Source organism: Micromonospora sp. NPDC003776 (genome assembly GCF_053605645.1).
Window position 1 is genome coordinate 18,815 of sequence record NZ_JBSGJR010000017.1, and the last position, 16,905, is coordinate 35,719.

Sequence of the window (16,905 nt, forward strand, 5' to 3'; positions counted from 1 at the left end):
TGGGCCTCAGCTGATCCCGGTGGTGGTCCAGCGCGGCGAGGCGTTGGTGACCGCGACGATGTCACCCACCAACGTGGTGCGCGCCTCGGTGTCCCGCTGCGCGCTCGTGCCGACCCAGAGTTCGACGTCGCCGGGCTCCACGACCCGGGTGAGGGCCCGGTCGGAGAAGGCCAGGCGGGTGGTGGGGACGGTCAGCGCGACCGTGGCGGACTGACCGGGCTCCAGGTGGACCCGCCGGTATCCGAGCAGCTGCGCCACCGGTCGGGTCACCGAGGCCACCAGGTCACGGCCGTAGAGCTGGACGACGTCGTCGCCGGCGACCGCGCCGGTGTTCGTCACGCGCATCGTCACGTGCAGCTGTCCGTCGGTCGGCACCGTGGCGGGCGCGGTGAGGTCGGCGTGCGCGAACGTCGTGTAGGACAGACCGTGGCCGAACGGCGCCACCGGCGTCGCCGGCAGGTTGGTCACCTCGCCGCCCTCGCCGAGCGTGGGGTGCAGGTACGAGTAGGGCTGCGCCCCGGCCGAGACGGGCAGGCTGACCGGCAGCCTGCCCGACGGGTTGATCCGCCCGGAGAGCACGCCCGCGATCGCCCCGGCGCCTTCCTCTCCGGGAAAGAACGCCTGCACGACCGCGGCGCACCGGGCCAGTGCCCAGCCGACCGCGTACGGCCGGCCCGTGATCAGCACGAGGACCACCGGGGTGCCCGTCGCCAGTACCGCCTCGACCAGCTCGCGCTGGACTCCCGGCAGCTCCAGGTCGTCCCGGTCGCAGCCTTCACCGACCGTGCCGCGCCCGAACAGCCCGGCGTGGTCGCCGACGACCAGTACGGCGACCTCGGCGGCGGAGGCCGTGGCGACCGCCTCGTCGAAACCGGACCGGTCGTCGGTGTCCACGTCACAGCCGCGCGCCCAGGTGACCAGGTCGGCGCCGAACTCGACCCGCGTCGCGTCGAGCACGGTCGGCACCTCGATCCCGGTCTCCACCCCGGGATGCTGGACCAGCACGTGGTTGAGGAAGGAGTAGCACCCGAACAGGGCGCCCTGCCGGTCGGCGTTCGGCCCGATGACCGCCACCCGTCGGCCCGCGGGCAGCGGCAGCACGTCCTCGTTGGTGACCAGGACGATCGACTCCTCCGCGAGGCGGCGGGCGATCGACCGGTGTGCCGGCGAATCGAGGTCGACCGCCTGGGGCGGCTCGTCCGCGAAGGTGGCGTCGAGCAGCCCGAGGTCCCGCTTCTGGCGCAGGACCCGCAGCACCGCCCGGTCGATGAGCGCCTCGTCGATCGTGCCGGCCCGCACCGCCTCCCGGAGGGTCAGATAGGCGTCGCCGGTCGGCAGCTCGACGTCGACGCCGGCGGTCAACGCCTGCCCCGCCGCCTCGGCGTGGTCGGCGGCGACGTGGTGCAGCAGGTTCAGGAACGCGACTCCGTAGTAGTCGGCCACCACGGTGCCGTCGAAGCCCCACCGGTCCCGCAGCACGCCGGTCAGCATCGTCGGGTCGGCGGCGACGGGCACGCCGTCGATCTCGGCGTAGGAGTGCATGACCGAGCGCGCGTCGCCGTCGAGGATCGCCATCTCGAAGGGCAGGAGCAGCACGTCGGCGAGCTCCCGGGGGCCGGCGTGCACCGGGGCGAAGTTGCGCCCGGCGCGCGAGGCGGAGTAGCCGGCGAAGTGCTTCAGGGTGGCGTGCACCCCCTGCGACTGCAGGCCCCGCACGTACGACGTGCCGATGGTGCCGACCAGGTACGGGTCCTCGGCGATGCACTCGTCGACCCGGCCCCAGCGGGGGTCCCGGATCACGTCGAGCACCGGGGCGAGACCCTGATGGATGCCCAGCGCGCGCATCGAGGCCCCGATCGCGGCGGCCATCTCGGTGACGAGTTCGGGATCGAAGGCGGCGCCCCAGGCCAGCGGAGTGGGGAACGTGGCGGCCTTCCACGCCGAGAGCCCGGTCAGGCACTCCTCGTGAACGATCGCCGGGATGCCGAGTCGGGTGCCGGTGACCAGGTCCCGCTGGAACTTCCAGAGCCAGGACGCGCGGGCCGCGGCGTCCACCGGGCGCGTGCCGTAGGCGCGGGTGAGGTGGCCGAGCCCGTGCCGGGAGAAGTCCTCGAGCTTGACGGCGTCGCCGAACTCGCCCTGCAGGGGCGCGACCGCCTCGCCGTCCTCCTTCTCCCAGAAGCCGACGAGCTGCGCGATCTTCTCCTCGATCGTCATCCGGCCGAGCAGCTCGCGTACCCGTGTCTCGCCGTCCTGCCCGTCGTGGCCGGGATGTGCCTGGGCCGGTACCGGCCCGCCCACCACCGCGTGGACCTCAGTCATGCTGTGCCTTTCCATTGTTGTGCTGGTACCGCTCGCTCAGCCCTTGACCGCGCCCTGCAGGCCACCGACGATCTGCTTCTCCGCGAGGGTGAAGAAGAACAGTGCCGGGAGCATCGCCAGCGACGTGAAGGCGAGGACGCCTGCCGTGTCGGTGGTGTACTGGCTGGAGAAGTTCTGCACCCCGAGCGGCAGGGTGTGCAGGTTGACGTCGCCGAGGACGAGCAGCGGCAGCAGGAACGCGTTCCAGCTCGCCACGAACGCGAGGACGCCGACGGTGACGAGCGCGGGCCGGGACAGCGGCAGCGCGATGCGCCAGAGGAAGCCGAGCCGGCTCGCGCCGTCGATCGCGGCCGCGTCCTCCAGTTCTCGGGGGATGGCGGACAGGAAGGGCCGCAGGATGACGATCGTCAGCGGCAGCTGGAAGGCGACCTGCGGCAGGATCACCGCGTAGTAGGAATTGATCAGGTTCAGATCACGCAGCATCAGGTAGAGCGGCAGGATGGCCGCCCCGGCCGGGAAGAGCAGGCCGAGCGTGAAGAAGGTGTAGAGCGCCTCCCGCCCGCGGAAGGTGTACCGGGCGAGCACGAACGCGGCGGCCAGCCCGAGCACCACGACGCCGAGCGTCGTGCCGAGGGCGATCACCGCGCTGTTGAACGCCTGCTGCCAGAAGTTGCTCTGCGTCAGCACCCGGGCGTAGTTGTCCCAGACCCACGGGTCGGGCAGGCCTCCCGGGTCGGCGACGATCTGCGGGGTGGTGCGGAATCCGCCGACGATCACGTAGAGGATCGGTGCGATCGACACGGCCGCGACCGCGAGCGCCAGCGCGTACGTGAGCGGGGTCCCCCATGACACCGGCCGGCGTCCGGTGGACGGGGAAAGGACGGGGTTGGTGGCCACGGTCACATCGCCCTTCTGGTGATGGCGCCCTCGATGTCCCGACGGAGCAGGAAACGCTGGAACAGCAGCGCCGCGACGAACGAGATGACGAAGAGGATCACGGCCACCGCGTTGCCGTAGCCCCACAGCCGGGCGAAGAACCCGTTGTCCACCATGTACGTCGCCATCGTCCCCGACGCCCCGAGCGACCGCACCGCGGGCACCGAGGTCACCCAGATCACGTCGAAGACCTGGAGCGAACCGATCATCGACAGGAACATCCAGATCCGGATGGTCGGGCCCAGCAGCGGGAGCGTGACGTGGCGCTGGGTCTGCCACCAGCTCGCGCCGTCGATGGCGGCGGCCTCGGTCAGCTCGTGCGGCACGTTCGACAGGCCGGCGAGCAGGAGGATGATCGCGAAGCCGACGTACTTCCAGGTGAGGACGAACAGCAGGGTCCAGATGACGACGTCGAGGTCGGCGAGCCAGGCGTGCACCAGGCCGCCCAGTCCCACGGACCGCAGCAGCGCGTCGAACGTGCCGCCGCCGCTCAGGATCAGCTTCCACATGATGCCGACGGTGACCTCGGCGAGCACGTAGGGCACGAACACCAGCAGGCGGAACACGGCGCGTCCGCGGAAACGACGGTTGAGCAGCAGCGCGATGCCCAGGGCGATCGGGCCCTGGATCAGCAGCGACCCGAACACGATGATCGCGTTGTTGCGCAGCGCGTCGAGGAAGATCGGGTCCTGGAAGGCGAGGATGTAGTTCTTGAAGCCGACGTACTCGGTGGGAGGCCCGACCCCCCGCCACCGGAACAGGCTGTAGTAGACCGCGAAGCCCATCGGCACCAGCACGAACATCACGTAGATGACGAGCGCCGGCGTGGTGAGCCCGACGATCTCATACCACTTGCGGCGGTTCTCGGCCCGGCGGGACGCGGCACCTGCCGGCCGGAGGCCCGCCGGCGGCGCGAAGGCACCGCCGGCGGACGTACGGGTCTGGTGGACGGAGCTCACTTGCTCGCGGCTGCCTTCATGCCCGAGACGACCTTCTCAGGCGTCCCGTTGCCCGCGAAGATGGCGACGATGCCGTCGTTCATCGCGGTGCCGACGGTGCTGCCGTAGGCCGTGTCCAGCCAGAGCTGGACGTAGCTCGCGTCGGACGTGGCCTGCAGGATGGACTTCAGGGCCGGGTCCTTCACGCCCTCCGCGGCGGCCTTGACGACCGGCAGGCCGGTGCCGGTCTCGGCGTAGCCCTTCTGCACCTCGGGGCTCGCGATGTACTTGAGGAACTCGACGCACTCGGCCGGAGCCTTCTTCGAGCAGGCGAACCCGTCGCCGCCACCGAGCGCCGCCTTGGGGTCACCGGCGGAGCCGGAGATCGCCGGCACCGGGAACCAGCCGAGGAACTGGGCGAGCTTGGCCTTGTCCGTGGCGACATTGTCCAGGGTGCCCCGGTTCCAGTCGCCCATCAGCTCCATCGCGGCCTTGCCGTTGGCGAGCAGACCGTTGGCGCTGGTCGGGTCGTTCTGGCCCGGCGTGGCGATGAAGTTGGGCTGGAACGGCTTGGTGTCGATGAAGGTCTTCAGGTCCTGGCCGGCCTTCACGAAGCACGGGTCGTCGAACACCTTGTCGGTGGTCGCCTTCTTCAGGGTGTCGACCGAGCAGTCGCGCAGCGCGAAGTTGTACCACCAGTGCGCGGCGGGCCACTTGTCACCGGCGCCCACGGCGATCGGGATGACGTTGATGGCCTTGAGCTTGGTGACCGCGGCGTTGAGCTCGTCGAAGGTGGTCGGCGGGGAGGTGATGCCCGCCCTGGCGAACATGTCCTTGTTGTACCAGATGCCCTCGATGCCCATCCGGAACGGCAGGCCGTACTGCTTGCCGTTCACCTGCCAGATCTCGGCCGCGCTGCCGATGTTGGCAACCTCGGTCTTGACCTCGTCGGTGATGTCCTTGAGGTAGTCGGCCTCGACCTGCTCGCGCATCTCGCCGCCACCCCAGGACATGAAGATGTCCGGCGGGTCGTTGCTCAGCAGCGCGGCCGGGATCCGGGTGCGCTGGAGCTGGTTGGTCTCGATCGCCTCGATCTCGATCTTGACGGTCGGGTGGAGCGCGGAGAAGTCCTTGGCGACCTTCTCCCAGTAGGTCTTGCCGGGCCCGTCCTGGGGGGCGTTGTGCCACCAGGTCAGGGTTACGGGGTTCTTGTAGAGCTCGCTCTTGGGGGTGGAAGCCTCGTCGTCGCCGCCGCTGTTGCAGCCAGCGACCACGAGAGCGCTTGTCATAAGCAGTGCCAGGACGGCACCCGCACGGCGCTTCGTCGCCATCGATGTCTCCTCGACTAGTCAGTCGCGGTACTCGGCCTGCGGGGGAGTTTTACAGCCACGTAACTCGATGTCAATCGGTATCGATAACGTTTTCGATTCACTCGTGACGGGGCCTGCGCCACGGCTCTATAGTCGTCGGCGTGGTGTTCCCGCAGCGGGTCAAGATGTCGGACGTGGCACGTACCGCCGGCGTCTCGGTGGCCACCGTATCGAAGGTTGTCAATGGTCGGTACGGCGTGGCCCAGGCGACCGTCGAACGCGTCCAGCAGGTGATCCACGAGCTCGGCTACGAGGCCAGCCTGGGGGCGCAGAGCCTGCGCAGCCACCGCACGAACGTCCTGGGCATCCTGGTCGCCGAGTTCGAGCCGTTCTCGACCGAACTGCTGAAGGGGGCGTCCCGGGAGGTCGCCGGCAGCGGGTACCAGCTGCTGGCCTACTCCAACGGCGACGGCGAGGGCGCGGCCATAGGGTGGGAGCGCCGGTCGCTCGCCCGCCTGTCCGGCACTCTGATCGACGGGGCCGTGATCGTCACCCCGACCGTGGTCGAGACCAAGCACGGCTTCCACGTCGTGGCCGTCGACCCCCACACCGGGCCGTCCGGCCTGCCCACCGTCGATTCGGACAACTTCGCCGGCGCCGTACTGGCGACCAACTACCTGCTCTCCCTCGGCCACCGGCGGATCGGGCACATCAGCGGCCGCCCCGACCTCGAGTCGGCCCGGCTGCGCGAGGCCGGCTTCCGCAAGGCCATGGCCGACGCCGGCGTGCCGGTGGACGAGCGCCTCGTGCGGGTGGGTGGGTTCCGGATCGAGAGCGCGGCCGGCACCGCCGCCGAACTGCTCACGCTGCCCGATCGGCCGACCGCGATCTTCGCCGGAAACGACCTGTCGGCCATCTCCACCATCGACGTCGCCCGCGGCATGGGCCTCACCGTGCCCGACGACCTGTCGGTGATCGGCTTCGACAACGTGCCCGAGTCCGCCCTGGTCGATCCGCCGCTGACGACGATCAGGCAGCCGATCCAGCGCATGGGCGCCGAGGCATTGCGGCTGCTCATCGATCTGATCGCCGGCGTCGAACGCGACACGCACATCCGGCTCCCCACTGAGCTGGTCATCCGGTCGTCCTGCCGCCCCTACCGCTGACCGGGTCGCCCGCTCCGGTCAGGGGGGCGGCACTGTCGCGCACGACGAGCTCGGTCGCCAGTTCCACCCGGGGGCTCTCGATCCGCTCCCCCTGCGCCAGGCGCAGCACCGTGCGGGCGGCGAGCATGCCCATCTCGGCCAGCGGCTGCCGGACGGTGGTCAGCGGCGGGGAGCACCACCGCACCTCGGGCAGGTCGTCGAAGCCGACGACGCTGATGTCGTCGGGCATCCGCAGGCCCCGCCGCCGGACCGCTTCGTAGACACCGAGGGCCATCTGATCGCTGGAGGCGAAGATGGCGGTGGGCGGGTCGGCCGCCGCCAGCAGGTGGTTGCCGGCGGCGAACCCGGCCTCGTGATAGAAGTTGCCGTGGCAGATCAGCCGGTCATCGACGCCGAGGCCGGCGGTCTCCAGCGCCGCCCGATAGCCGTCCAGGCGCGCGCGGCTGCACATCAGCTGCGGCGGTCCCGCGATGAAGCCGATCCGCCGGTGACCCAGACCGAGCAGATACTCGGTGGCGCGCAGGCTGCCCGCCCAGTTGGTCGCGCCGATCGTGGGCGCCTCCTGCGGCGGCACCCCGGCGGGGTCCACGATGACGACCGGGATGTTGAGGCGGCGCAACTCGGCCTGCAGCGGCGGCTCCAGGGCGGAGGTCACGAAGATGACCCCCTCGGTGGAGCGGATGCGCATGTTGTGCAGCCACTGCTTGGCCGACGAGCTGCGCCAGTGGATCGCGGACACCACGGTGCCCACGCCGGCCGCGTGCGCGACGTCCTCGACGCCCCGGATGATCTCGACCGCCCACGGGCTGTCCAGGTCGTTGAAGACCAGGTCCACCAGGCCGGAGCTGGCCCGCATGCTGGGCGGCCGGCGGCGGTAACCGTGCCGGGACAGCAGCTCCTCGACCCGTGCCCGGGTCTCCGGCGAGACGTCGGCGCGGCCGTTGACCACCCGCGAGACGGTCGGCACGGAGACGCCGGCCAGGCGGGCGATCGCCGCGATGGTGACCTTCCGGGAATCGTCCGAGCTCACGGGCCGCCCTTTCGATATCGCTCAAGCCTTCGACGGCGAGCGCCGGCCCCGGAAGTTTCATCGAGACGCCGACATATTTCCAGGTGATGTCCGGTACGTTACGACGCGCTCGGGCCAGGGTCAAGGGCCTGTCGCCAAGCGCCGTAAGCCGTTACGGTGGGCCGGATTCCTGAAACTTCCGGGCAGCTGCTTCCGGAAATTCGGCGGAGGACCGACCCTAGGAGCCGTACATGTCGACCCAGATCGCAGACGTGGCCACGACCGCCCGGTCGATCCGCAACCCGGTCCTCACCGGGTTCCATCCGGATCCCTCGATCCTGCGCGTGGGTCACGACTACTACCTGGCCACCTCGACCTTCGAGTGGTACCCGGGAGTCCGCGTGCACCACTCCCGCGACCTGGTCCACTGGCGCGCGCTGGGCGGCATCATCACCGACCGTCGGCTGCTGGACCTGCGCGGCTGCGGCGACTCCAACGGCGTGTGGGCACCCGACCTGACGTACCACGACGGCCTGTTCCACCTCGTCTACAGTGACGTCGCCAGCTTCGCCAGCGGCTACTGGGACCCGCAGAACTTCCTGGTCACCGCGCCGGACATCACCGGGCCGTGGTCGGACCCGGTGAAGTTGCACGCGCACGGTTTCGACGCCGCGCTCTTCCACGACGCCGACGGCAGCACCTGGCTGCTGAGCATGAGCGCGGACTGGCGCCCCGGGCGCGACCGCTTCGGCGGCATCGAGATCCAGCGGTACGACCGAGAGCGGCGACGGCTGGTGGGCGAGCCGCGGATCATCTTCCACGGCACCGCGGCCGGCCTGACCGAGGGACCGCACCTGTACCAGCGCGACGGCTGGTACTGGCTGGTCACCGCCGAGGGCGGCACCAGCTGGGAACACCAGGTCACCGTCGCCCGCTCCCGGCACCTGCTCGGCCCGTACCTGGCCGACCCGGGCGGCCCGCTGCTCACCTCCGTGCACCACCCCGACCTGCGGTTGCAGAAGGCCGGCCATGGCTGCCTGGTGCAGACCCAGCACGGCGACTGGTACCTGGCCCACCTGGTGGCGCGCCCGTACTCGCCCCGCGGCCGCTGCGTGCTCGGCCGGGAGACCGCGATCCAGCAGGTCGACTGGCCCGCCGGGCAGTGGCCGAGGATCCCGGGCGGCATCCCGGCGGAGACCGTCCCGGCACCGGACCTGCCCGCACACCCGTGGCCAGCGGAGCCGGCGACCGACCACTTCGACGCGGCCACCCTGGCGGCCTGCTGGTCGACGCTGCGGCGCCCGGCGAGCCCGGACTGGCTCGACCTCGAGGCCCGCCCGTCCCACCTGCGGATCCACGGTGGGCAGTCGCCGGTCGGCCGGCAGACCCCCAGCCTGGTGGGCCGGCGGGTGGGTGCCGAGCGGTGCGCGCTGGAGACCGTGGTCGAGTTCGACCCGGCCGATCACCGGCACCTGGCCGGAGTGACGGCCTATTACAACACCCTCAACTGGCACTACCTCTACCTGACCCGGGCCGACGACGGCCGGGTGGTGCTGGAGCTGCTCAGCTGCGACCAGGGCCGCCGCACCGCCCACCCGGACCTGACCGTCGACGTCGGCGGCGCCGTCCGGGTCGGCCTGCGCGCGCGGTTCGACGGGCCGGTGGTGCGCTTCGGGTACGACCTCGGCGCCGGCTGGCGGGAGCTGCCGGTGGAGCTGGACGCGACCATCCTCTCCGACGAGCACGCCGCGCTGGTCATCGACGGCGAGCCGGCGGCGTGGGGCTTCACCGGCGCGTTCCTCGGCCTGTGGGTACAGGACCTCGGCGGCGACGGCATCCACGCCGACTTCGACGAGGCGACCTACCGGGAGGACTGACCGGGTCGCTGCACCCCCACCGGTCTTGTTCCGGGCGTTTCCGGAAGTTGTTGACGTCCTCACCCACCCGTACGGACAATGACATCCGCGAATGGAGCCGCTCCCGTACGGAGCGGCGCTCCGATCGACTCACGGTGGACAGCAGTCCGATCCGCGCGGCCTCCGGGCGACCGCGCGGCGACGCCCACCGTGGCGGGCAGTCGGCGGAGCGGCTCCTCTCCCCACCACACCATGGAAAGGCTTCTGATGGACAAGGTGCTCGCCCGCGGCAGCGGGAGCCCGACCGCCCGGCCGCGACCGCGTACGGCGCTGCTGTCGGCGGTGGCCGGCGTCGCGATGATCGCGACGACGGTGGTCGTCGCCACCAGCGCCAGCGCGGGGACCACGCTCGGGGCCTCGGCGGCGGAGCAGGGCCGCTACTTCGGCACCGCGGTGGCCGCGTACAAGCTGTCCGACAGCCAGTACGTCGGCATCCTGAACCGCGAGTTCAACATGGTCACGCCCGAGAACGAGATGAAGTGGGACGCCACCGAGCCGTCTCAGGGCCAGTTCACCTTCAGCAGTGCGGACCGGATCGTCAGTCACGCCCAGGCCAACGGGATGCGGGTGCGCGGGCACGCGCTGGCCTGGCACTCGCAGCAGCCCGGCTGGGTGCAGAACCTCTCCGGCTCGGCCCTGCGGCAGGCGATGGTCAACCACATCACCCAGGTCGCCTCCTACTACAAGGGCAAGATCTACGCCTGGGACGTGGTGAACGAGGCGTTCGCGGACAGCGGTGGCGTCCGCCGCGACTCCAACCTGCAGCGCACCGGCGACGACTGGATCGAGGTGGCCTTCCGCACCGCGCGGGCCGCCGACCCGGGCGCCAAGCTCTGCTACAACGACTACAACACCGACAACTGGACCTGGGCGAAGACGCAGGCCGTGTACAACATGGTCAAGGACTTCAAGGCCCGCGGCGTGCCGATCGACTGTGTCGGCCTCCAGTCGCACTTCAACAGCGGCTCGCCGTACCCGAGCAACTACCGCACCACCCTGCAGAACTTCGCCGCCCTCGGCGTCGACGTGCAGATCACCGAGCTCGACATCGAGGGCTCCGGCACCACCCAGGCCACCACCTACGGCAACGTCGTCAAGGACTGCCTGGCCGTCTCCCGTTGCACCGGCATCACCGTCTGGGGCATCCGGGACAGCGACTCGTGGCGATCCAGCGGCACGCCGCTGCTCTTCGACGGCAACGGCAACAAGAAGCCCGCGTACACGGCGGTGTTGGACGCGCTGAACGCCGGCGGCAGCACGCCGCCGCCCACCACCGCTCCCCCGACCACCGCTCCCCCGACGACTGCGCCCCCGACCACGGCGCCGCCGACCACGCCGCCGCCCTCGGGCAACGGCTGCACCGCGACGCTGACGCTGAACCAGTGGCAGGGCGGCTTCGTCACCAACGTCCGGGTCACCGCCGGCGCCGCCGGCGCCAACGGCTGGAGCGTCACGCTCACCCTCCCAGCCGGTGCCTCGATCACCAACACCTGGAGCGCCCAGCCCAGCGCCACCAGCGGCACGGTGACCTTCCGCAACGTGGACTACAACCCGCAGATCGCGCCCGGCGCGTACACGGAATTCGGCTTCCAGGGCGTCGGCACCGGCCCGTCCGGCACCGCCACCTGCACCGCCGGCTGACTGGCCGTGGCCCGGCGGGGACCGCCCGCGCCGGGCCACCCCGTGCCGCTCAGGACCCGGGCTACGCTCGGGTCCGTGATCGAAGCCGTGATCGTCGACGTCGACGACACCCTCTGCCTGACCGAGGCGGTCTGCTTCGAGCTGGAGAACGAGGTCCTGAAGACGCTGGGCCGCCCCTCGATGTCCCGGGCGGTGCACCTGGCGACCTGGGGCGAGCCGCTGCTCGACGCGATGCCGAAGCGCTCCCCCGGGCTGGACGTAGGCCGGTTCGACGCCGCGTACCGCGAGGTCCTGCGCCGCTACGTCCGGGACGGCCGCCTCGACGTGGTCGCGCCGGAGAACCTCCGGGCGTTGGATGAGCTGGTCCTCGCCGGCCGGCGGGTGATGCTCCTGACCTCACGGACCGAGGCCGAGGTGGCACACCTGCTGGCGCCGGATCACGTCCTGGCGCAGCGGGTCGAGATGGTCTACCACGCCGGCAACACCCGGTACGGCAAGCCCGACCCCCGGGCGTTCGACGAGCTGCTGGCCGCCACCGGCCTGGCCCCCCGGCAGTGCGTCTACGTCGGCGACTCCCCGGGCGACGCGCTGGCCGCCGGCGGCGCCGGTCTGCACTTCATCGCCTGCCTGCAGAGCGGCGTACGCCGGCCCGAGGACTTCGACCCCCGCCACGTGAGCGCCTTCATCCAGGCGTTTCCCGAGCTGATCGACGTGGTGCGGCGGCTGCACACCGGCGCCATTCATTGACATGTGACCTTCTGGTCACATATTCTGCTTCGCAGTGGATGACGATCTCGTATTCAAGGCACTCGCCGATCCCACCCGCCGCTTCCTGCTGGACCTGCTGTTCGAACGCGGCGGCCGCACCCTCACCGAGCTCGAATCGGAGGTGGAGATCAGCCGGTTCGGCGTCATGAAGCACCTGCGCGTACTCGAGGACGCCGGGCTTGTCGTCACCCGCCGTTCGGGACGGGAGAAGTTGCACTTCCTCAACCCGGTCCCGATCCGGCTCATCCACGACCGCTGGATCGACAAGTACACCGCAGGCCCCGCCTCGATGCTGGCCGGGCTCAAGAAGGCACTGGAGGACCCGCGTGACGACGAATCCTGACCTGACCGCCCAGATCTACCAGCTGTTCATCAAGGCCAGCCCCGAGCGGGTGTGGCAGGCGATCACCGAGCCCGACCTGACCATGCACTACTTCCACGGCGCACGGATCACCAACACCCCCGACCGACACGTCTCGTTCGGTCCCGACGGCGCCAACTGGGGAGACGGCGCGGTCCTGGAATGGGATCCGCCGCGCCGGCTCGTCCACGAGTGGCGCTCCCTCTACGACCCCGACCTCGCCGCCGAGGAGCCGAGCCGCGTCACCTGGGACATCGAGCCGCGGGACGGCGACCTGTGCCTGGTCACGGTGACCCACGATCGACTCGAAGGCGCGCCCGGCACCGCCAAGAGCGTCTCCGGCCCCGGCTGGATGTACGTGCTCAGCGGCCTGAAGACACTCCTGGAAACCGGCACCGCACTCGCCGGCGCCTGAGCACCGCGACGAACGGGAGACTCGACATGAGCGCAAAGATGCACTTCGCCTACAAACTCGTCCCCCCGCGCCCGACGTTCTTCGCCGACCAGACCGAACACGAGCAGGCCGTCATGGCCGACCACGTCGACTACTGGTCGGGCCTGCTGTCCGCCGGCACCGCCGTCGCGTTCGGACCGGTCCTGGACCCGGCCGGCGTCTGGGGCATCGCCATCGCCGAAGCCGAGGACGAGAACGAGATCGCCCGCATCGCCGCCGGCGACCCGGTCACCAAGGCCGGCGTGGGCACCATCGAGACCTACCCGATGCCCGGCGCCATCGTCCGGCCCGGGGCGAGCTGATCTCACCCGAGGCGTCGGAGGCGTACCTTCGGGCGCTCGTTGCGCAGGTGACCCAGCTTGTGCTGGCGGACCTGCTCGTCCCACACCTCCTGGTCATAGTCCGGATCCGGCGGGATCCACCGGTGCGACCCGTCGCAGTAGTGGAACTTCTCGTCCCCGGCCCGCAGGATGCTCACCGCAGCCAACCCAGGAACCGCCGATGCAGCGTCCCGGCGGGCGCCCAGGTCAGGTCCGCGGTCGCCCGGACGAGCTGCGCCCCCAGGTAGAGCGCCAGCGATACCGGCGCGTCCGCGAACTCCGCCCGTAGTTCCCGTCGCCGGGTCGGGCACGGCCACGGCGCCCCGCAACCGCCGCAGCTCCAGATCGGCAGGACAGGTCCGTGGGTGGTCACGCTCGAACCCCCAGGAAGCGCGCGGTGATCGCCCGCGCCTGCCGGCTGGTCGCCCACTCCACCTGCCAGCACGGGTACGGAGCCAGTCGTCCCCACCACACCCGACAGCCGGTGCACATGTCGTCAAGGCCGCGGACATGAACCGTAAGGATCCGCCGCTCGTCGTCGTTGGTCACTGCTCCTCCTCTCTGGGCCAGTGGCCGCGATTGATCGGAATGCGGTGCCGGCTGCGGCACGGCAGGTCCGCACCGCACCGGCAGACCCACGTCCAGTTCCGCCGGAACCACATCGGGCGGTGCCGTCGCGCCAGCGTCATCGCGGCGGCGCTCACGTACTGCTCGTATGAGACCCGTCGCCACGGTGGTGTCCTCTCCCGCATCGCCGTCTCCGTCCGTCGAACAGCACGACATGACCGACCCCGAGCCACGGGACCGGACCTGGAACGTTCGGTAACTGCGACGCTACGATCACGGCGACGGCCGGTGGACTCACCAGCGGTACGAATGAGCCGGTCAGGTGCCCCGCCATAAGGGCTGTTCCGACGGGGAACGCCGACCACCGGTCAACATAGGGATGGCGGATGGCAGGTCGCGGACGATCAGCGCCCCAACGGGGAGCGGTGAGTGGCTATCTCCTGAAGCTGATTCGGGAATCCATCCCGGTCACTCAGGAGCAGCTCGCTTCTCATCTGGACGTCGACCGCGTGACCGTGCAGAGCTGGGAGTCGGGACGGCGGCCCTTTACGGCCGTCCCGTTCGGCCAGGCGATTGCGGCCCGCCAGCGGCTCGGACAACTCGGCGCGAACACGAAGCTGCTCGCCGCTATGGACGACGCCGCCGAGGCCGACCTCATTCTCACCGCGATCCTTGACGAGCGGGTGGAACGGAGCGATGTCACTGAACAACCACTCGGCTGGTCGGTGCTCACGCACCGGCTTGCCGACCTGATCCTCTGGGGCGTCCTCGGACAGGCCCCCACCTTCGTCAGGAGCCTTCCCACCCTCCACCAGCGACGGGGCGCGGTGGCGGCTGCACCGCTCCTACCGGCCGATCAGCGACGTCTCTTCTTCGTCCACCTGCACGTCCTCGCTGAGCGTTCGGCCGCCGAGCGTCAGCCGAATGTTTTGCTGCATCGACAAGCCTGTTTCCTCGCCGGCATGGACCCCACCGGCGCATCCGCAGCCTGGCTCGCTCAGAGCAATGGCCGCACAGCCCGCAGGGCCGCCAGCTTCCACACGTGGTCGCCGCTGTGGCCCGACGCCCGCTCCGTCGTGACCTCGCTGGCGAACCAGGGAGACCCGGAACCGCTGAGGGACTTCATCGCTCGCGCCCATCCCGACGACGCCTGCGAACGAGCAGCCCTCAACTACTCCGCCTACTGGGTCGGCGAGATCCCGTACCGCCAGCGCGACGACTCCTTCATGCCGGCCGGCCTCACCGACTGGAGGGGCACAATCCTCTTCCGGCACCTGGTTCAACGCCTCGACGTAGAGCACCCCTTCGTAGACCTCAACATCCACAACCTCTGGGCTCTGCTCGCCGCGCGGCGCGGCCTCGCCCTCGACGACCCCGCCACCGGGCGGCCGCTTGTCGACCGCAGCACCAGACTCCTGGACAGTGACCGAATCTCCGCCCAGTCGCGTCAGGAACTAACGTCTATCCTCTACAGCCTTCGCGCAGACGGACTCACCGGCACAGGGACGGGCAGATGAGCGACGACCACGACGCCGCCGGAGCCATGAGCTTCATCTTCGAAGCCGGCGTGCTCAAACGCGCCGCCCGCACCGGCTGGTGGTTCGCCGGGGTCAAGCACCCCGAGTCCATCGCCGAGCACTCGTTCCGCACGGCGCTCATCGGGATGATGCTCGCCGCCATGGAAGGCGCCGACCCCGCCCGGGTGTCGATGCTGTGCGTCCTCCACGACACGCAGGAAACCCGGATCACCGACATCCCGCACATCGCCAAGCGCTACCTGACCGCCGCGCCCAACATCGCTGTCACCGCCGACCAGGTCGCCGACTGCCCACCTGCCGTCGCCGACGCCATCACCACCGCCGTCGCCGAATACGAAGCCGGTGAGACTCTCGAAGCCGTCGTGGCCCGCGACGCCGACAAGCTCGAATGCCTCGTCCAGGCCGTGGAGTACCGCCACCAAGGCGTCGACAACGTCCAGCGCTGGATCGACAGCTCGCGAGCGGCCCTCAGGACCGCATCCGCCCAGCGCCTCGCCGATGCCGCCCTCAGCGGACAACCCCTCGCCTGGCTCAACCCTTCCCCACATCTGTAGCAGGGCGAGCCACTTCTGGCGGCCCGGTCAGTTCCCATCATGAAGCTGCCGCAGGCTACCGCCCGGCGGCCGTACGCGGGACCGCCTCCGGTGACCACGTGACGTCGTACCGAGGATCGGCGACCCCCTCGGCGAAGGCCTTCGCCGCGGCGGCCGAGCTGACGATGCGCCAGTCGCGTTCCTTGTCCACCTCGAACCAGATCAGCCCGATGATGTCCGGGTAGCCGGGCAGCGCCCGGAGGGTCTGCCGGATCCATTCGGCCTTGCGCCCGCTGGCCTCGGAGGCGCCGGTCTCGGTCACCACCAGGGGCTTGTGGCTGAAGGCGCGGATCTCGGTGACGGTCCGCTTGAAGATCGCGTCGAAGGAGTAGTACTGGGAGAAGGCGCCGCTGCCGTAGTAGCCGGTCATGCCGATCCAGTCCACGTAGGCGTCGCCGGGGTAGAGCGGGGCGAGCGCGGGGGTCGAGTCGCTCCACCTGACGTTGGCGCTCCATACCCAGATGACGTTGGTGACCCCGGCGTTGCGGAACACGTCGTGCACGTGCCGCCAGGCCTTCACGTAGTCGCCCGGCCGGTTGCCGTTGGCCGTTCCGCACCACGGGTACCAGTCGCCGTTCATCTCGTGGGCGAACCGGATGGCCACCGGGTAACCCAGCGACCTGATCCCGGCGGCCCAGGAGAGCAGGTGGTCGTCGAAGTCGCCGCGGGCGATGCGGGACAGCCGGTAGTGGGGCTGGTCGGACCGGAGCTTGTCGATCTCCCGGTTGGTCAGCTTCCGCTTGCGCGCCGCTTCGTCGACCCGTTGGTCCCACGGCTCCCAGCCCAGCATCGGGAGCATGCCGCGGTCGCTGATCCGGTCGAACAGCGTCCGGTCGAACGGGGCGTCGGCCCAGCCCACGCTGAAGAGCATGACCTGTGGCGGGCGGCGGGCGGCCGCCGTGAACGAGTCCACCGCGGTGAAGTCGTACGGGCCCTTGTCGGTCATGACCCCGATGAACGCCTTGCCGGCGGGCGGGAAGACGCCGGGCGCCGGCCGGGGCGGCTCGGTGGCCGCCGCCTGCGTCACCGCCTCCGGCCCGGCCTGCGCGACCTGGTCGGACGGGGC

Annotated in this window: 18 protein-coding genes; 9 read left to right on the forward strand and 9 right to left on the reverse strand. The window is 70.4% G+C overall.

The features are described 5' to 3' along the window. Positions 1 to 6 precede the first annotated feature (6 nt). From ACWEVO_RS03180 to ACWEVO_RS03195, 4 genes are read right to left on the reverse strand one after another with little or no spacing between them, the layout of a single operon-like run. Positions 7 to 2,322: a beta-xylosidase/alpha-l-arabinosidase gene (locus ACWEVO_RS03180; protein WP_452305922.1), complete on the reverse strand. Its 2,316-nt coding sequence runs from the start codon at positions 2,320 to 2,322 to the stop codon at positions 7 to 9. A gap of 36 nt (positions 2,323 to 2,358) precedes the next feature. Further along, positions 2,359 to 3,225, reverse strand: a complete 867-nt coding sequence (locus ACWEVO_RS03185) for a carbohydrate ABC transporter permease (RefSeq protein ID WP_452305923.1) — start codon at positions 3,223 to 3,225, stop codon at positions 2,359 to 2,361. After that, the gene (locus ACWEVO_RS03190) at positions 3,222 to 4,217 is read right to left on the reverse strand and encodes a carbohydrate ABC transporter permease (protein WP_452305924.1); all 996 of its coding nucleotides are present in this window, start codon (positions 4,215 to 4,217) and stop codon (positions 3,222 to 3,224) included. Before ACWEVO_RS03190 ends, ACWEVO_RS03185 begins: the two co-directional genes overlap by 4 nt. After that, complete coding sequence (locus ACWEVO_RS03195; RefSeq protein ID WP_452305925.1) at positions 4,214 to 5,527, reverse strand: extracellular solute-binding protein; 1,314 nt, start codon at positions 5,525 to 5,527, stop codon at positions 4,214 to 4,216. The genes ACWEVO_RS03190 and ACWEVO_RS03195 overlap by 4 nt, the downstream gene beginning before the upstream one ends. Before the next feature lie 140 nt (positions 5,528 to 5,667). Here ACWEVO_RS03195 and ACWEVO_RS03200 point away from each other — a divergent pair, with 140 nt between their 5' ends. Then, positions 5,668 to 6,672: a LacI family DNA-binding transcriptional regulator gene (locus ACWEVO_RS03200; protein ID WP_452305926.1), complete on the forward strand. Its 1,005-nt coding sequence runs from the start codon at positions 5,668 to 5,670 to the stop codon at positions 6,670 to 6,672. Here the strand turns inward: ACWEVO_RS03200 and ACWEVO_RS03205 are convergent. Next, positions 6,641 to 7,702: a LacI family DNA-binding transcriptional regulator gene (locus ACWEVO_RS03205; RefSeq protein ID WP_452305927.1), complete on the reverse strand. Its 1,062-nt coding sequence runs from the start codon at positions 7,700 to 7,702 to the stop codon at positions 6,641 to 6,643. The two genes, ACWEVO_RS03200 and ACWEVO_RS03205, sit on opposite strands and share 32 nt — an antisense overlap. Positions 7,703 to 7,932: 230 nt before the next feature. Here ACWEVO_RS03205 and ACWEVO_RS03210 point away from each other — a divergent pair, with 230 nt between their 5' ends. The 6 genes from ACWEVO_RS03210 (at position 7,933) to ACWEVO_RS03235 (ending at position 13,123) form a co-directional block, all read left to right on the forward strand. Continuing rightward, positions 7,933 to 9,558 carry a glycoside hydrolase family 43 protein gene (locus ACWEVO_RS03210; RefSeq protein ID WP_452305928.1) on the forward strand — a complete coding sequence of 542 codons (1,626 nt, stop codon included), beginning with the start codon at positions 7,933 to 7,935 and terminating at the stop codon, positions 9,556 to 9,558. A gap of 246 nt (positions 9,559 to 9,804) precedes the next feature. Then, complete coding sequence (locus ACWEVO_RS03215) at positions 9,805 to 11,238, forward strand: endo-1,4-beta-xylanase (protein WP_452305941.1); 1,434 nt, start codon at positions 9,805 to 9,807, stop codon at positions 11,236 to 11,238. A 75-nt stretch (positions 11,239 to 11,313) separates the two neighbouring features. Beyond that, the gene (locus tag ACWEVO_RS03220; RefSeq protein ID WP_452305929.1) at positions 11,314 to 11,985 is read left to right on the forward strand and encodes an HAD family hydrolase; all 672 of its coding nucleotides are present in this window, start codon (positions 11,314 to 11,316) and stop codon (positions 11,983 to 11,985) included. Positions 11,986 to 12,019: 34 nt separating this feature from the next. After that, complete coding sequence (locus ACWEVO_RS03225) at positions 12,020 to 12,349, forward strand: ArsR/SmtB family transcription factor (protein ID WP_452305930.1); 330 nt, start codon at positions 12,020 to 12,022, stop codon at positions 12,347 to 12,349. Then, complete coding sequence (locus ACWEVO_RS03230; protein ID WP_452305931.1) at positions 12,333 to 12,782, forward strand: SRPBCC domain-containing protein; 450 nt, start codon at positions 12,333 to 12,335, stop codon at positions 12,780 to 12,782. Before ACWEVO_RS03225 ends, ACWEVO_RS03230 begins: the two co-directional genes overlap by 17 nt. 26 nt (positions 12,783 to 12,808) lie before the next feature. Next, positions 12,809 to 13,123 carry a YciI family protein gene (locus ACWEVO_RS03235; protein ID WP_452305932.1) on the forward strand — a complete coding sequence of 105 codons (315 nt, stop codon included), beginning with the start codon at positions 12,809 to 12,811 and terminating at the stop codon, positions 13,121 to 13,123. Between the two features lie 2 nt (positions 13,124 to 13,125). On the opposite strand, the gene ACWEVO_RS03240 is transcribed toward ACWEVO_RS03235, so the two are convergent. From ACWEVO_RS03240 to ACWEVO_RS03250, 3 genes are read right to left on the reverse strand one after another with little or no spacing between them, the layout of a single operon-like run. Further along, the gene (locus ACWEVO_RS03240; protein ID WP_452305933.1) at positions 13,126 to 13,299 is read right to left on the reverse strand and encodes a hypothetical protein; all 174 of its coding nucleotides are present in this window, start codon (positions 13,297 to 13,299) and stop codon (positions 13,126 to 13,128) included. Next, positions 13,296 to 13,514 (reverse strand): hypothetical protein, encoded by a 219-nt coding sequence (locus ACWEVO_RS03245; protein WP_452305934.1) that lies wholly within the window; start codon positions 13,512 to 13,514, stop codon positions 13,296 to 13,298. The genes ACWEVO_RS03240 and ACWEVO_RS03245 overlap by 4 nt, the downstream gene beginning before the upstream one ends. Further along, a complete protein-coding gene (locus ACWEVO_RS03250) occupies positions 13,511 to 13,690 on the reverse strand; it encodes a hypothetical protein (protein WP_452305935.1) in 180 nt (59 codons plus the stop codon). The genes ACWEVO_RS03245 and ACWEVO_RS03250 overlap by 4 nt, the downstream gene beginning before the upstream one ends. Before the next feature lie 404 nt (positions 13,691 to 14,094). Here ACWEVO_RS03250 and ACWEVO_RS03255 point away from each other — a divergent pair, with 404 nt between their 5' ends. Next, the gene (locus tag ACWEVO_RS03255; protein ID WP_452305936.1) at positions 14,095 to 15,225 is read left to right on the forward strand and encodes a helix-turn-helix domain-containing protein; all 1,131 of its coding nucleotides are present in this window, start codon (positions 14,095 to 14,097) and stop codon (positions 15,223 to 15,225) included. After that, positions 15,222 to 15,800, forward strand: a complete 579-nt coding sequence (locus ACWEVO_RS03260; RefSeq protein WP_452305937.1) for an HD domain-containing protein — start codon at positions 15,222 to 15,224, stop codon at positions 15,798 to 15,800. The genes ACWEVO_RS03255 and ACWEVO_RS03260 overlap by 4 nt, the downstream gene beginning before the upstream one ends. Before the next feature lie 55 nt (positions 15,801 to 15,855). On the opposite strand, the gene ACWEVO_RS03265 is transcribed toward ACWEVO_RS03260, so the two are convergent. After that, a partial coding sequence (locus ACWEVO_RS03265) for a glycoside hydrolase family 26 protein (protein ID WP_452305938.1) occupies positions 15,856 to 16,905 on the reverse strand: 1,050 nt, incomplete at its 5' end.